General features: G+C 54.1%; 14 protein-coding genes. 11 read left to right on the top strand and 3 right to left on the bottom strand.

Features of this window, described 5'->3' with window-relative positions; translation table 11 throughout:
* Positions 1 to 23: 23 nt before the first annotated feature.
* From rmuC to tatD, 8 genes are all read left to right on the top strand, one after another.
* Positions 24 to 1,565 (top strand): DNA recombination protein RmuC, encoded by a 1,542-nt coding sequence (gene rmuC / locus J9880_RS06335; protein WP_095924265.1) that lies wholly within the window; start codon positions 24 to 26, stop codon positions 1,563 to 1,565.
* 143 nt (positions 1,566 to 1,708) lie between these two features.
* Positions 1,709 to 2,464, top strand: a complete 756-nt coding sequence (gene ubiE, locus J9880_RS06330) for a bifunctional demethylmenaquinone methyltransferase/2-methoxy-6-polyprenyl-1,4-benzoquinol methylase UbiE (protein ID WP_095924266.1) — start codon at positions 1,709 to 1,711, stop codon at positions 2,462 to 2,464.
* Between the two features lie 13 nt (positions 2,465 to 2,477).
* Complete coding sequence (gene ubiJ / locus J9880_RS06325) at positions 2,478 to 3,086, top strand: ubiquinone biosynthesis protein UbiJ (RefSeq protein WP_131694093.1); 609 nt, start codon at positions 2,478 to 2,480, stop codon at positions 3,084 to 3,086.
* Positions 3,083 to 4,714 (top strand): ubiquinone biosynthesis regulatory protein kinase UbiB, encoded by a 1,632-nt coding sequence (ubiB, locus tag J9880_RS06320; protein ID WP_095924267.1) that lies wholly within the window; start codon positions 3,083 to 3,085, stop codon positions 4,712 to 4,714. Before ubiJ ends, ubiB begins: the two co-directional genes overlap by 4 nt.
* A 71-nt stretch (positions 4,715 to 4,785) precedes the next feature.
* A complete protein-coding gene (gene tatA, locus J9880_RS06315; RefSeq protein WP_095925255.1) occupies positions 4,786 to 5,052 on the top strand; it encodes a Sec-independent protein translocase subunit TatA in 267 nt (88 codons plus the stop codon).
* A 3-nt stretch (positions 5,053 to 5,055) separates the two neighbouring features.
* Positions 5,056 to 5,715: a Sec-independent protein translocase protein TatB gene (tatB, locus tag J9880_RS06310; RefSeq protein ID WP_131694084.1), complete on the top strand. Its 660-nt coding sequence runs from the start codon at positions 5,056 to 5,058 to the stop codon at positions 5,713 to 5,715.
* Between the two features lie 2 nt (positions 5,716 to 5,717).
* Positions 5,718 to 6,485 (top strand): Sec-independent protein translocase subunit TatC, encoded by a 768-nt coding sequence (tatC, locus tag J9880_RS06305; RefSeq protein ID WP_013577431.1) that lies wholly within the window; start codon positions 5,718 to 5,720, stop codon positions 6,483 to 6,485.
* Positions 6,486 to 6,544: 59 nt separating this feature from the next.
* Positions 6,545 to 7,336 carry a 3'-5' ssDNA/RNA exonuclease TatD gene (tatD, locus tag J9880_RS06300; protein ID WP_232770224.1) on the top strand — a complete coding sequence of 264 codons (792 nt, stop codon included), beginning with the start codon at positions 6,545 to 6,547 and terminating at the stop codon, positions 7,334 to 7,336.
* Between the two features lie 61 nt (positions 7,337 to 7,397).
* Here the strand turns inward: tatD and rfaH are convergent, their stop codons facing one another.
* A complete protein-coding gene (rfaH, locus tag J9880_RS06295) occupies positions 7,398 to 7,886 on the bottom strand; it encodes a transcription/translation regulatory transformer protein RfaH (RefSeq protein ID WP_195818158.1) in 489 nt (162 codons plus the stop codon).
* Positions 7,887 to 8,048: 162 nt separating this feature from the next.
* Here rfaH and pepE point away from each other — a divergent pair, with 162 nt between their 5' ends.
* The 3 genes from pepE (at position 8,049) to fre (ending at position 11,194) form a co-directional block, all read left to right on the top strand.
* Positions 8,049 to 8,774: a dipeptidase PepE gene (gene pepE, locus J9880_RS06290; protein ID WP_095924271.1), complete on the top strand. Its 726-nt coding sequence runs from the start codon at positions 8,049 to 8,051 to the stop codon at positions 8,772 to 8,774.
* A 179-nt stretch (positions 8,775 to 8,953) separates the two neighbouring features.
* Positions 8,954 to 10,444, top strand: coding sequence for a 4-hydroxy-3-polyprenylbenzoate decarboxylase (ubiD, locus tag J9880_RS06285; protein ID WP_095924272.1), 1,491 nt, complete (start codon positions 8,954 to 8,956; stop codon positions 10,442 to 10,444).
* 48 nt (positions 10,445 to 10,492) lie between these two features.
* Positions 10,493 to 11,194, top strand: coding sequence for an NAD(P)H-flavin reductase (gene fre, locus J9880_RS06280; RefSeq protein WP_095924273.1), 702 nt, complete (start codon positions 10,493 to 10,495; stop codon positions 11,192 to 11,194).
* Positions 11,195 to 11,310: 116 nt separating this feature from the next.
* On the opposite strand, the gene fadA is transcribed toward fre, so the two are convergent.
* Positions 11,311 to 12,474: an acetyl-CoA C-acyltransferase FadA gene (fadA, locus tag J9880_RS06275; RefSeq protein ID WP_232770223.1), complete on the bottom strand. Its 1,164-nt coding sequence runs from the start codon at positions 12,472 to 12,474 to the stop codon at positions 11,311 to 11,313.
* An 11-nt stretch (positions 12,475 to 12,485) separates the two neighbouring features.
* On the bottom strand, positions 12,486 to 14,678 hold the full coding sequence (gene fadB, locus J9880_RS06270; RefSeq protein ID WP_095924275.1) for a fatty acid oxidation complex subunit alpha FadB: 2,193 nt from the start codon (positions 14,676 to 14,678) through the stop codon (positions 12,486 to 12,488).
* Positions 14,679 to 14,797 lie beyond the last annotated feature (119 nt).

Raw genomic sequence — 14,797 nt, 5'->3', positions numbered from 1 at the left:
AGAGACTTTAAGAGGGAAATCGCGTGGATATCAGCATTCTGACAGCCCTGGGGGCGGGGTTAACGGGCTTACTGGTGGGCTGGCTGATCGCAAGTTTGCGACTACAGCAACAGCAGACGGAGTATGAAACGCAGCATCGTTTGCTGGAGCAATCGCTGGAACAAGCCAAAGCGGAAAATGACACGCATAAAAATGAGCGGCAACTGGCTCAGCAGCAAATGCGCGAGGCAGAGCTGGAGCTCAGAAAGTTGCACAGCCTGCAGGCCGCCAGTCAGGAAAAATTACAGCTGCTGGCGCACTGGCAAAACGAGTGTGAGCAACTGAATCAGGAACTCCGTGCGCAGCGGGAAATCAACAGCGCGCAGGAAGCAGAATTACGTGAGGTTTCCACCCGTCTGGATGAAACCCGCATGGCCGCTGAAGATAAACAACGTTTGCTGATCAACAGCGAACAGCGCCTGAGCAGCCAGTTTGAAAATCTGGCTAACCGGATTTTCGAGCAAAATGGCCGCCGTGCCGACGAACAGAACAAACAAAGCCTCGATAAATTACTGCTACCGCTGCGCGAGCAACTCGACGGGTTCCGCCGTCAGGTGCAGGACAGCTTCGGACAGGAGGCCCGTGAGCGGCATACGCTGGCGCACGAAATCCGTAATCTGCAACAGCTGAATGTGGAGATGGCGCGTGAAGCCGTCAACCTGACCAAGGCCCTGAAAGGCGACAATAAAACGCAGGGTAACTGGGGCGAGGTGGTGCTCAGCCGCGTCCTGGAAGCGTCCGGTTTGCGGGAAGGGTATGAATATCAGACGCAGGTCAGCGTGCAGGTAGACAGCAACAGCCGGATGCAACCCGATGTGGTGGTGAGATTACCGCAGAATAAAGACGTGGTGATCGACGCCAAAATGACGCTGGTCGCCTACGAACGCTATTTCAACAGTGAAGACGACAGCGAGCGCGAAGCGGCGCTCAATGAACACATTGCGTCGGTGCGCGGTCATATCCGTCTGCTGGGGCGTAAAGACTATCAGCAACTTCCCGGCCTGCGCAGCCTCGATTATGTGCTGATGTTTATCCCTGTTGAGCCTGCTTTTCTGCTGGCAATCGACCGGGAGCCCGAATTGATCAGCGAAGCACTCCGCCACAATATTATGCTGGTCAGCCCGACGACCTTACTGGTGGCGTTACGCACTATCAGCAACCTGTGGCGCTACGAACATCAGAGCCAGAATGCCAAACGTATTGCCGATCGCGCTGCCCGTTTGTATGACAAACTGCGGTTGTTTGTCGATGACATGGAGTCGATGGGGCAAAGTCTCGACAAAGCGCAGGGAAGTTATCGATCCGCGATGAATAAACTCTCGCAAGGCCGTGGTAATCTTATCGGGCAGGTGGAAAGTTTCCGCGCACTGGGTGTTGAAGTTAAACGACCGATCAGCCCGTCACTGGCTGAGATTGCGAAAGCGGAAAACGAACCTGAAGACACCGCATCTCTGCCCGATACCTCTGATGCGGAAGAAGAACAGACGCTGAACCCGGGTGAGTTTAATTCTGCTGGCCAGGCATAGCTGGTCGGGGAAGACCCGCACTGTATTTGTGATTCAACATATGAATCTTCGCAATATGTTGAATCACCATCGGTGATGGGGCTTTCGAGCGGGTTCTGATACACTTCTCCCCAAGAGTTCGACTGAAAAAGCAGGCATATAAAATGGAAAAGCAGACGCCGGAAACCACCCATTTTGGTTTTCGTACAGTAGCCAAAGATGAAAAACAGGAAATGGTGGCAGAAGTCTTCCATTCCGTGGCCGCAAAATACGATTTGATGAATGACCTGATGTCTTTCGGTATTCATCGCATCTGGAAACGCTTCACGATTGATTGCAGCGGCGTCCGTCAGGGACAACGTGTGCTCGATCTGGCCGGTGGTACAGGCGATCTGACCGCAAAATTCTCCCGTCTGGTGGGTGAGAAAGGCGAAGTCGTTCTGGCGGATATCAACGATTCCATGCTGAAGATGGGCCGCGAGAAGCTGCGTAATCTCGGCATCGTGGGTAATGTCAGCTACGTTCAGGCAAACGCCGAAGCCCTGCCTTTCCCTGATAACTATTTTGACTGCATCACCATTTCTTTCGGTCTGCGTAACGTGACTGAAAAAGAGAAGGCGCTGCGTTCGATGTTCCGTGTGCTCAAGCCAGGCGGCCGTCTGCTGGTACTGGAATTCTCCAAACCTGTTCTGAAACCGCTGAGCAAAGCCTACGACACCTATTCCTTCCACATTCTGCCGCGTATTGGTGAACTGGTTGCGCAGGACGCAGAAAGTTACCGTTATCTGGCCGAATCAATCCGTATGCATCCGGATCAGGAAACGCTGAAAGGCATGATGGCGGATGCGGGTTTTGAAAATGTGACGTATCACAATCTGACCGGCGGCATTGTGGCTTTGCATCGGGGTTTCAAATTCTGATATGAGTATGCCGATGTTGTTAACGCCGTTACTGACTGCTGCAATCGAGACGCCGCTTAATTATCTGCTTTTCAGAGATCGCAGCATGAAGGCGGCACGGACACGTCTGGCCGGTAAAGTTTTGCGTGTCGAATTGCAGGAACTGAGTGCCCCGCTGACCTTTGTGTTCAGTGAGCAGAAAATTGATGTGCTCGGGCAATGGGACGGGGCAACTGACTGCACCGTCACTTCCACGCTTTCCGTGCTGTATAAATTGCGTGATCGTCAGCAATTGTCGCCACTGATGCGCAGTGGCGAGCTGGTGGTTGACGGCGATATCTCCGTTGTTCAGCAGTTTACGTCATTGCTGGAGATGGCAGAGTTTGAGCCAGCAGAATTCCTCGCGCCTTATATCGGTGATATCGCGGCTCAGGGGTTGAGTCAGGCCGTGCAGGGCGGTTTCCGCTTTCTGCAAAAAGGGCTGAAGCATCAGCAGAGCTATGTGGCGCAAACACTGACCGAAGAGTGGAAAATGGCACCCGGTCCGCTGGAAGTTGTCTGGTTTAGCGATGAGGTTTCTGCCCTTGTGCGGGAGCTGGATGCGCTGGATAAACGTATCGAAAAACTGGAGGACAACCCGTGACGCCTAGGGAAATGCGACGTTTATACCTGATTATCCGCATGTTTCTGATCTACGGCCTTGACGAACTGATCCCTAAAATCCGCTTAACGCTGCCGCTGCGCATTGGTCGTTATCTTTTTTTCTGGTTACCTAATCGTCATAAAGAAAAGCCGCTGGGTGAGCGCATGCGTATGGCGCTGGAAGAGCTTGGGCCTGTCTGGATCAAGTTCGGTCAGATGATGTCCACACGACGTGATCTCTTCCCTCCGCAAATTGCCGATCAGCTTGCTCTGCTTCAGGACCATGTTCCGCCATTTGATGGCGCGAAAGCCCGTCAGCAAATTGACTCCGCGCTCGGCGGCCCGCTGGAAAACTGGTTTGATGAATTCGATCAGACGCCGCTGGCTTCTGCGTCGATTGCTCAGGTTCACACGGCAATCCTGAAAGAGAACGGTAAACCGGTGGTGCTGAAAGTGATCCGCCCGGATATTTTACCGACCATCGTGGCGGATATTCGCCTGATGTCGCGGCTGGCGGGCTGGTTACCGATCCTGTTGCCGGATGGTCGCCGTTTACGTCCGCGTGAAGTGGTGCGTGAATACGAGAAAACGCTGCTGGATGAGCTGAATCTGCTGCGCGAAGCCGCCAATGCAATTCAGCTTCGCCGTAACTTTGAAGGCAGCCCGATGCTGTATGTGCCGGAAGTGTATCCGGACTACTGCAGTGAGCGTCTGATGGTGATGGAACGCATTTACGGCATCCCGGTTTCTGATATTGAGGCGCTGAAAAAACAGGGCACCAATATGAAATTGCTGGCGGAACGCGGGGTGCAGGTTTTCTTCACTCAGGTTTTCCGCGACAGTTTCTTCCATGCAGATATGCATCCGGGCAACATTTTCGTGAGCTACGAAACGCCTGAAGACCCTTGCTACATTGGGATCGATTGCGGCATAGTGGGTTCGCTCAATAAGGAAGACAAGCGCTATCTGGCGGAGAATTTCATCGCATTCTTTAATCGCGATTACCGCAAAGTGGCTGAACTGCATGTTGATTCCGGTTGGGTTCCTCGCGATACCAACGTTGAAGAGTTCGAATTTGCGATCCGTACGGTGTGTGAGCCGATTTTTGAGAAGCCGCTGGCGGAAATTTCCTTCGGTAACGTTTTGTTAAACCTGTTTAATACGGCTCGCCGTTTTAATATGGAAGTCCAGCCTCAGCTGGTGTTGCTGCAAAAAACACTGTTGTATGTTGAAGGCCTGGGACGTCAGCTTTATCCTCAACTGGATTTGTGGACGACGGCGAAACCTTTCCTCGAAAGCTGGGTTCGCGATCAGGTCGGTTTACCGGCGATGATCCGTGCGCTGAAAGAACGTGCGCCGTTCTGGCTTGAGAAAATGCCTGAATTGCCCGATCTGGTTTATCAAAGCCTGCATCAGCATAAGCTGATGCAATACAACATTGAGAAGCTTTCCTCCCAGATCCATAACCAGGGATCCCGTCAGGGGCAGTCCCGTTATCTTCTGGGTATTGGTGCGACGCTCCTGTTGAGCGGAACTCTCTTACTGTTAGGCGGCGTCGAAGTGTATCCGGCGTGCCTGATGGCCGCAGGTGTCGTTTCCTGGTTAATTGGCTGGAAACGCGCCAGCTAAACATTTGCTGTATATTGAATGCCGTTTGCGAACGGCAATGAATGTCGTTCCTTCCTATTGAGGTGAAAATAATGGGTGGTATTAGTATTACAAAAATCCTGATTCTCGTTGTTCTTGTGGTGCTGCTGTTCGGTACGAAGAAACTGCGTGGTCTGGGTTCTGATCTGGGTGCGTCCATCAAAGGTTTCAAAAAGGCCATGAGTGACGACGACAGCCAGCCTAAAAACAAAGACGCTGACATTTCTCCAACCGATGCTGATTTTGTAGCGAAGTCTGTTGAGAGCAAGCCAGAAGCGAAAGCAGAAGACACCAAGAGCCAAAACAAAGAGCAGGTATAAGCCGTGTTCGATATTGGATTTAGTGAACTGCTGCTGGTATTGGTGATTGGCCTGGTTGTCCTCGGGCCGGAGCGTTTACCTGTAGCAGTCAGAACAGTAGCAGGCTGGATCCGTACGCTTCGTGCCATGGCCGCGTCGGTTCAGAGCGAATTGTCGCAGGAACTTAAACTTCAGGAACTGCAGGATAGCCTGAAGAAAGCGGAAGAATCCGGTCTGAAGAACCTTACGCCAGAAATCAAAGCGTCTATGGACGAGTTGAAGGAAGCGGCAGAATCCATGAAACAGTCGATCAATTCAGGATTGAATCCTGCTGAGAAAGCGGTGGAAGAAGCCAAAGCGGAAGGTAATACCATTCACAATCCGGTTCTGGATGAGGCGGAAGCGCATCACGATGCGGGAGTGTCGCCGGCCAAGGCGGATAACGTGGTTTCTGCACCGGCAACGGCGCCGCAAAGTGCGGTGGATGCCGCGCTGGCATCGAATAAAACGGCACATGCTGCGGCCGTGACGCTGGAAAAAACGTCCGAATCCGCTGCTGATGCTGCTGATGCTGCTGTTGAGGTTACACCGGCGGTGAAAACCGCAGCTGTTGAAGCACCTGTTGCTGAACCCGCAGTACCGGTTAAACCGGCTTCATCAACTCAAACGACAGGTGAGCGCTAAACATGGCCGTTGAAGATACTCAACCTCTTATCAGCCATTTGATTGAGCTGCGTAAGCGTCTGCTGAATGCCATTATTTGCATCATTGTGGTGTTTTTAGCGCTGGTTTATTTTGCGAATGATATCTACCAGCTGGTGGCTTCACCGCTGATTAAGCAAATGCCGCTGGGCGCGAGCATGATTGCGACTGACGTCGCGTCGCCGTTCTTTACGCCTATTAAGCTGACCATGATTGTGTCGGTGTTTGTGTCTGCGCCCTTCATTTTGTATCAGGTCTGGGCATTTGTGGCACCGGCGCTGTACAAGCATGAACGCCGTCTGATGATGCCGCTGCTGTTCTCAAGCTCGGCGTTGTTCTATCTCGGTGTGGCGTTTGCTTACTTCGTGGTGTTCCCGCTGGCGTTTGCTTTCTTTGCGAAAACGGCACCGGCTGGCGTACAGATCGCCACGGACATTAACAACTATCTCGATTTCGTGATGGCGCTGTTTATGGCATTTGGTGTGTCTTTCGAAGTGCCTATCGCCATTGTGTTGCTGTGCTGGAGTGGGGTGACAACGCCCGAAGACCTGAAAAAGAAACGTCCTTATGTACTGGTCGGGGCTTTTGTGGTCGGGATGTTGTTAACGCCGCCGGATGTTTTCTCGCAGACGTTGCTGGCCATTCCGATGTATCTCTTGTTTGAAATCGGCGTGTTCTTTGCCCGTTTCTATGTCGGAGGTCGCCGCCGGTCGGATGTCGATAACGAGACCGATCCGGATCAGCCTGCGTAAAAAATCTTTCGTTTTTAAAAACCGCCCTTGTTTGGGCGGTTTCTGTTTCAGGACTTCCCATGTTTGAAATTGGTATTAATCTCACCAGCAGTCAGTTTGATAAAGACCGTCCGCAAGTGGTGGAAAGAGCCAGAGCTGCCGGTCTGAGCGGGATGTTGATCACCGGTACGTCAGCGCAGGAAAGTGTGGATGCGCAGAAAATGGCGTCTGAACATCCTGATTTTTGCTGGTCTACGGCGGGTGTGCATCCGCATCAGGCGAGCGACTGGAATGCGCAGGTGGAAGAGAGTATCCGGCAGCTGGCCGGAATGCCCCATGTGGTCGCCATCGGTGAGTGCGGGCTGGATTTCAATCGTAACTTTTCTCCGGCAGATCTTCAGGAAGCCGCTTTCACGGCGCAGCTTGCATTGGCGAAAGCATTGCAGTTGCCGGTATTTCTGCACTGTCGCGATGCCGGTGAGCGTTTCGCGGCCTTGCTGAAACCCTGGCTGTCTGATTTACCGGGCGGCGTGGTGCACTGTTTCACCGGTACCCGACAGGAGCTGGATCTCTACCTGTCGCTCGGGTTGTCGATCGGTATTACCGGCTGGGTGTGCGACGAGCGTCGCGGACTGGAACTGCGTGAAATGTTGCCGCTGATCCCGGCGGACAGGCTGATGCTGGAAACCGATGCCCCGTATTTACTGCCACGTGATATGGAAAATAAACCGAAAAACCGCCGCAATGAACCGGCTTTCCTGCCGCACATCGTGAAGCAGGTGGCGCTGTGGCGGGGTGAGGATCCACAGTGGCTGGCGGATACCACGGATGACAATGCGCGCAGACTTTTTGCGTTGCCCGTCCGCAACTGAAACCCGTAAAAAAGGCACCGCTGAAGGTGCCTTTGTCTTTTTCACTGACCGGAAAGGCCGGTCAGAGTTTCTGAAAGTGCGTATTTTCGATGCTCTGGCGAACCGGCTGATTGATGAGGTTCAGCATCAGCAGCGACCGAGCCTCGCCGTCCGGTTCGGTATAAATCGCTTCGATACCGGCAAATATCCCGTCAGTGATCACCACAGCATCGCCTTCATACGGCGTCTCAGGATCACGTACTTCGACCGATGGCGGTTCCATCAGTTGTTTAATCACGTCCGGCTGTACCGTCGCCAGTTTCGCGCCAAAGCGGATGAAGTGGCTGACGCCACGCGTCGCGTTGATCGTCGTGGTGTGGATCCGCTCGGGGTCAAACTCGATGAACATGTAATTCGGGAACAATGGCTCGCTGACGGCTGTACGGCGTCCGCGCACTAACTTCTCCAATGTGATCATCGGCGTCAGACAGTTAACGTGCTGGCGCTCAAGATGTTCCTTTGCGCGAAGAAGCTGACCACGTTTGCAATAGAGTAAATACCAGGATTCCATAGTTTCCCACATAAAAGCGTCGAGCGGGGCAGCATACCAAAAGCCGCTCATGAGATACAGACAGTGCAAGTCTGTGCAGACTGTCGGCCCGTTATCTTTTATTATCGGAGAAAAGCGCGTTCTTATCCCCTCTATTAGTCTTATTTTATCAGGAGAAGTCTCATGGAGTTGTTCTTACTGAGTAACGGTAAGCTCTCAGGTGAATCAGAATTACTGGGCTACGCGAAAGCCCGTATCCAGACCCTGTTGCAGGCACGCAAGATCACCTCTGCGGTTCTGATCCCTTACGCCCTGATCCGCAGTGATTATGATGCCCGTGCGAAAGAGCTTTCAGATGTGCTGGGCATTGACGTCAGCAGCATTCATCACGCAGAAAACCCGGCAGACGCCATTGCCAGCGCGCAATGTATTCTGATCAGTGGTGGTAATACCTGGATGCTCAATCAGATGCTGCATGAAAACAGCCTGATCGTGCCCATCCAGCGCGCCGTGCGTGAGCGTAATGTGCCGTATATTGGCTGGAGCGCGGGCTGTAACGTGGCAACGCCAAGTATCCGCACCACTAATGATATGCCGGTTCGCAACTCAGTGGTTCTGCCGTCGATCGGGCTGTTCCCGGTGCAAATCAATCCGCACTACATTGACGCGCATTTAAGCGGTCATATGGGAGAAACCCGTGACGAGCGTATTGCGGAATTCTGTGCGGTCAATCCGTCCGAATCGGTGATTGCCCTGCGTGAAGGCAGCTTGTTGCAGGTGTCCGGCAATGATCTGAGTTACTTCAGTGCTAAAGATCAGGGCTTTAAAGTTTTCCGTCACGGACAGGAAACACAGGAATATCAGGATACTCAGGCGATTCAGTCTCTGGTGCCTTTTAACTGCCTGTGATGAGTGGCTCAATATCACTTCCGCACCGTCAGTCCAGAAATACCGGGGCTGACGGTTATACTGCTTTTTCGTTATGAGAGATTGTTTACTAATAACAAACCTGCTGATAACAAAAAGGCAGCAACAACCCCGGAGAGGCTCTATAATGCCCTCCTTCAACCCGGCGACTCAGAATCAGCATGAAATACCGTGATTTACGTGACTTCCTCTCGTTACTCGAACAGAGAGGCCAACTGAAACGCATTAGCCAGGAAGTCGATCCTTATCTGGAAATGACCGAAATTGCCGATCGTACCCTGCGTGCAGGCGGCCCGGCGCTTTTGTTCGAAAATCCAAAAGGCTACGACATGCCGGTTCTGTGCAATCTGTTCGGCACACCTCAGCGTGTGGCGATGGGCATGGGAAAAGAGGACGTCAGTGCGTTGCGTGAAGTCGGTGAATTGCTGGCGTTTCTGAAAGAGCCTGAGCCGCCGCGCGGTTTTCGCGATTTATACGACAAAGCGCCGAAGTTTAAACAGGTGCTGAATATGCCGACCAAGGTGCTGCACTCCGCGCCTTGTCAGCAGCAGATCTGGGAAGGTGATGCGGTCGATATCACTAAAATTCCGGTGATGCAGTGCTGGCCGGAAGATGCCGCGCCGCTGATCACCTGGGGGCTGACCGTCACCCGTGGCCCGAACAAGCCGCGTCAGAATCTGGGCATTTATCGCCAGCAGGTGCTGGGCAAAAATAAAGTCATCATGCGCTGGTTGTCCCATCGCGGCGGCGCGCTGGATTTCCAGGAGTGGTGCCAGCAGAATCCGGGGCAACGTTTTCCGGTTTCCGTGGCTCTGGGCGCCGATCCGGCCACCATTTTGGGTGCAGTGACGCCGGTGCCTGATACGCTTTCTGAATATGCTTTCGCCGGATTGTTGCGCGGCAATAAAACGGAAGTGGTGAAGTGTATTTCAAACGATCTGGAAGTGCCTGCCAGCGCCGAAATTGTGCTGGAAGGGTATATCGAACCGGGCGAAATGGCGCCGGAAGGCCCTTATGGCGACCATACCGGCTACTATAATGAAGTGGACAGTTTCCCGGTGTTCACCATTACACACATGACGCAGCGGAAAGACGCTATCTATCATTCCACCTACACCGGACGTCCGCCGGATGAACCTGCGGTACTGGGGGTGGCGCTGAATGAAGTGTTTGTGCCGATTCTGAAAAAGCAGTTTCCGGAAATTGTTGATTTCTATCTGCCGCCGGAGGGTTGCTCCTACCGTCTGGCTGTCGTTACCATGAAGAAGCAGTATGCCGGTCACGCGAAGCGCGTGATGATGGGCGTCTGGTCATTCCTGCGTCAGTTCATGTACACCAAGTTTGTGATTGTGTGCGACGACGACGTGAATGCCCGCGACTGGAACGACGTGATTTGGGCGATTACTACCCGGATGGATCCCGCGCGGGATACGGTTCTGGTAGAAAATACGCCGATTGATTATCTCGATTTCGCCTCCCCGGTATCGGGCCTCGGCTCAAAAATGGGGATGGATGCGACCAACAAATGGCCGGGTGAAACGCAGCGTGAATGGGGGCGTCCGATTGTGAAAGATCCGGAAGTCACCGCGCGTATCGACGCTATTTGGGATGAACTCGCTATTCTTAATGATAAAGACGATGTGAAAAAATAATCGAACCTTTGTCCTACGCTTTGATTTGACGACCCACAGAGGGAACGCATGACAACATTGAGCTGTAAAGTGACCTCGGTTGAGGCGATAACCGATACGGTGTATCGGGTCCGGCTGGTTCCGGAAGCGCCTTTCTCGTTCCGCGCGGGTCAGTATCTGATGGTAGTGATGGATGAGCGCGACAAGCGTCCGTTCTCACTGGCCTCCACGCCTGCTCAACATAATGTGATTGAGCTGCACATTGGCGCGTCTGAACTGAATCTGTACGCGATGGCGGTAATGGATCGCATCCTGAAAGAACAGGCCATCACCGTGGATATTCCGCACGGCGATGCCTGGCTGCGGGAAGACGGCGAACGTCCGCTGGTGCTGATTGCGGGGGGAACCGGGTTCTCTTACGTACGTTCCATTCTGATTACCGCACTCGAACAGCAACCTCACCGCGACATCTCCATTTACTGGGGCGGCCGTGAGCTGAAGCATTTGTATGATCTGTCTGAGCTGGAAGCGATAAGCATCAATCACCCGAACCTGAAAGTGATCCCGGTGGTTGAACAGCCGGAAGACGGCTGGCAGGGCAGGAGCGGCACCGTGCTGAGCGCGGTTTTACAGGATTTCTCCTCACTGGCTGAACACGATATTTATATCGCCGGTCGTTTTGAGATGGCTAAAATCGCCCGTGAACGTTTTGTCGCGGAACGCGGTGCGCTGGAAGATCGTTTGTTTGGTGATGCCTTCTCGTTCATCTGATTGAACAACGAAAAAGCCCGCCCCTGACAGGCGGGAAAACGGCAACTAAAACGGGTAAGACAGATTGATCAAAGCGGGCTGAATGCCCGCTTTTTTGTTTTTGCAGAAAGGGAGGGTCAGACGCGTTCGAAAACGGTCGCGATGCCCTGACCTAAACCGATACACATGGTCGCAACGCCAAACTGGACATCGCGGCGTTCCATCAGGTTCAGCAAGGTGGTGGAAATGCGCGAACCGGAACAGCCGAGCGGGTGACCGAGCGCGATAGCGCCGCCGTTCAGGTTGACGCGATCTTCCATGCTTTCCAGCAGCCCCAGGTTTTTCACACAAGGCAACGCCTGTGCGGCAAAGGCTTCGTTCAGTTCGAACAGGCCGATGTCCTGCACGCTCAGTCCGGCGCGTTTCAGTGCCAGACGCGTTGCAGGAACCGGGCCGTAACCCATGATCGACGGGTCGCAGCCGACCACCGCCATCGCACGGATGCGGGCGCGGGCTTTCAGACCTAACGACGCCGCGCGGGATTCGCTCATCAGCAACATCGCCGATGCGCCGTCGGACAGCGCCGAGGACGTCCCCGCCGTGACCGTGCCGTTCACCGGATCGAAGGCCGGACGCAAGGCCGCCAGCGTGGCGACTGTAGTTTCCGGGCGGATCACTTCGTCGAAATCATAACGGGTCAGCACGCCGTCGGCGTTATGGCCTTCGGTTGCCACGATTTCATTGGCGAAATGCCCCGCGATGGTGGCCGCATGGGCACGCTGGTGTGAACGTGCGGCGAATTCATCCTGCATTTCACGGCTGATCTGGTGCATTTTCGCCAGCATTTCAGCGGTCAGTCCCATCATCCCCGCCGCTTTCGCGACAGTTTTGCTCAGGCCGGGATGAAAATCGACGCCGTGATTCATCGGCACATGGCCCATATGTTCCACGCCGCCGATCAGGCTGACCTGCGCATCGCCGACCATAATGGCGCGCGCTGCGTCGTGCAGTGCCTGCATGGAAGAACCACACAGGCGGTTAACGGTGGTCGCCGGGACACTGTGCGGGATTTCCGCCAGCAATGCGGCGTTGCGGGCTATGTTGAAGCCTTGTTCCAGCGTCTGCTGCACACAGCCCCAGTAAATATCATCAATCTCTTTGGCGTTCAGTGCCGGATTGCGGGCCAGCACAGCGCGCATCAGATGTGCGGAGAGATCTTCAGCCCTGACGTGGCGGAATGCACCGCCTTTCGAACGGCCCATTGGCGTGCGGACTGCGTCAACAATGACTACGTTTTCCATGATTTCGGTCCTTATGCCTGATTACCGGTGCTGAAGTTTTCCAGCGGAGCCGCAACCGGATAATAACTTTCATTGGTTTGCGCTTTGGCGCGTAACCCGGCCGGTGCCTGATACATCGGCCCCAGATGGGCGTACTGTTCGGTCATTTTCAGATATTCGGCGGTGCCGAGGGTATCGAGATAACGGAACGGACCGCCGTGGAACGGAGGGAAACCGATGCCGTACACCAGCGCCATGTCGGCTTCCGCCGGGCTGGCAATAATGCCTTCCTCAAAACAGCGCACCACTTCGTTAATCATCGGGATCATCATGCGGGCGATGATGTCCTGCGGTGAGAAATCCGCGTGTGCCGGTTTCAGGTTGTCGGCCAGCAGGCTGATCGCCTGTTCATCGACGTCCTTACGCGGCTTGCCTTTGCTGTCTTCACTGTAGCGGTAAAAACCGAGCTGATTCTTCTGGCCGAAACGACGGTTATCAAACAGCACATCGACGGCATCACGGTAATCCCGCGCCATACGGTCAGGGAAACCGGCGGCCATCACCGCTTGTGCGTGGTGCGCGGTGTCGATACCGACCACATCCAGCAGATACGCCGGGCCCATCGGCCAGCCGAACTGTTTTTCCATCACTTTGTCTATCTGGCGGAAATCGGCACCGTCACGCAGTAACAGGCTGAAACCGGAGAAATACGGGAACAGCACGCGGTTAACGAAGAAGCCCGGGCAGTCATTGACGACGACCGGCGTTTTCCCCATGGTCAGCGCGTAGGAGACGATGCGTGAAATCGTTTTGTCTGAAGTTTTTTCGCCACGGACGATCTCCACCAGCGGCATCCGGTGAACCGGGTTGAAGAAGTGCATGCCGCAGAAGTTTTCCGGACGCTTCAGCGAGGAGGCCAGCTGATCGATGGGAATGGTCGAGGTATTCGACGCCAGCACGGTATCGGCATCGAGCAGCGATTCCGCTTCCGCCAGAACGGCAGCTTTGACTTTTGGATTCTCTACCACGGCTTCAACGACTACGCTGGCGCGTTCAATGCCGCTGTAATCCAGCGTCGGATGAATGGTGGACAGCACTTTAGCCATCTTCATGCCGTCGAGTTTGCCGCGTTCGAGTTGTTTGTTCAGTAATTTGGCCGCTTCGTTCATGCCGAGCGTCAGCGACTGGTCGTTGATGTCTTTCATCACCACCGGCACGCCTTTCAGCGCCGACTGATAGGCGATCCCGCCGCCCATAATCCCTGCGCCCAGTACCGCAGCCTGTGTCGGTTTATCACTGCCGTGAGCCAGTTTTTTGGCTTTGCCTTTCACAAACTGATCGTTGAGGAAAATGCTGACCAGCGCGCGGGCTTCTTTGGATTGCGCGAGAGGCACAAAACTGGCGGTTTCCAGTTGCAGGGCTTCATCACGGCCAAGACGCGCCGCCGCTTCAATGGTTTTCACGGCAGTCATTGGCGCCGGATAATGTTTACCGGCATTTTGCATGACCATGCTTTTGGCAACGCTGAAGCTCATCGCCGCTTCAATCTGGCTGAGTTTCAGCGGCAGACGTTTCGGATCACGGCGGTTATGCCAGTCCAGTTTTCCGTCGACGGCGTTTTTCAGCATGGTAATACCGGCATCGCGCAGTTTGTCGGCATCTACAACGGCATCCACCAGCCCGATTTTCAGGGCCTCTTTCCCGCTGATATTTTTACCGGCGGCGATAATTTCCAGCGCACTGTCGGTGCCGATCAGACGCGGCAGGCGTACCGAGCCGCCGAAGCCCGGCATAATGCCTAAGCTGGTTTCCGGCAAGCCAATGCGGGCATCGGCGGTGCTGATGCGAAAATCGGTCGCCAGCACACATTCACAACCGCCGCCCAGCGCATAACCGCTGATGGCAGACAGTGTCGGCACCGGCAGGTCTTCCAGACGGTTAAAAATGCTGTTGGCGAAGTCCAGCCACTCATGCAATTTTTCTGCGGGTGCGTTGAATAAAGAAAGGAATTCAGTGATATCCGCGCCAACGATGAACGCCGGCTTGGCCGAACTCAGCAGCAAGCCTTTCAGCTCAGACTGCTTTTCAAGTACGGCAATCGCTTCGCCCAGGCTGGCGACCGTTTGGGTGTCGAGTTTGTTGACCGAGCCTGGAGCATCAAACACCAGCTCCGCGATACCGCCGTCGAGCCAGTGCAGGTGTAATGTTTCGCCTTGGTAGAGCATGTGTCTCTCCTGAATCATCGGGGATGATCTGGTATGACCAGATGCTTTGGAGTGTGGTTTTTATGTTAATAATTTGCAAATGAGATGTGTTTTATTTGCAGGCAAGATCACAAACCTTC

This window comes from Rahnella victoriana, assembly GCF_021276285.1.
Taxonomy (GTDB): Bacteria; Pseudomonadota; Gammaproteobacteria; order Enterobacterales; family Enterobacteriaceae; genus Rahnella; species Rahnella victoriana.
This window is presented reverse-complemented; position numbering and strand designations above follow the sequence as displayed.

What these genes read in the sequence shown, in the direction of transcription:
- ubiE (WP_095924266.1), top strand. Translation starts at nt 1,709, where the DNA reads ATGGAAAAGCAGACGCCGGAAACCACCCATTTTGGTTTTCGTACAGTA.
- ubiJ (WP_131694093.1), top strand. Translation starts at nt 2,478, where the DNA reads ATGTTGTTAACGCCGTTACTGACTGCTGCAATCGAGACGCCGCTTAAT.
- tatA (WP_095925255.1), top strand. Translation starts at nt 4,786, where the DNA reads ATGGGTGGTATTAGTATTACAAAAATCCTGATTCTCGTTGTTCTTGTG.
- tatC (WP_013577431.1), top strand. Translation starts at nt 5,718, where the DNA reads ATGGCCGTTGAAGATACTCAACCTCTTATCAGCCATTTGATTGAGCTG.
- tatD (WP_232770224.1), top strand. Translation starts at nt 6,545, where the DNA reads ATGTTTGAAATTGGTATTAATCTCACCAGCAGTCAGTTTGATAAAGAC.
- rfaH (WP_195818158.1), bottom strand. Translation starts at nt 7,886, where the DNA reads ATGGAATCCTGGTATTTACTCTATTGCAAACGTGGTCAGCTTCTTCGC.
- pepE (WP_095924271.1), top strand. Translation starts at nt 8,049, where the DNA reads ATGGAGTTGTTCTTACTGAGTAACGGTAAGCTCTCAGGTGAATCAGAA.
- ubiD (WP_095924272.1), top strand. Translation starts at nt 8,954, where the DNA reads ATGAAATACCGTGATTTACGTGACTTCCTCTCGTTACTCGAACAGAGA.
- fre (WP_095924273.1), top strand. Translation starts at nt 10,493, where the DNA reads ATGACAACATTGAGCTGTAAAGTGACCTCGGTTGAGGCGATAACCGAT.
- fadA (WP_232770223.1), bottom strand. Translation starts at nt 12,474, where the DNA reads ATGGAAAACGTAGTCATTGTTGACGCAGTCCGCACGCCAATGGGCCGT.
- fadB (WP_095924275.1), bottom strand. Translation starts at nt 14,678, where the DNA reads ATGCTCTACCAAGGCGAAACATTACACCTGCACTGGCTCGACGGCGGT.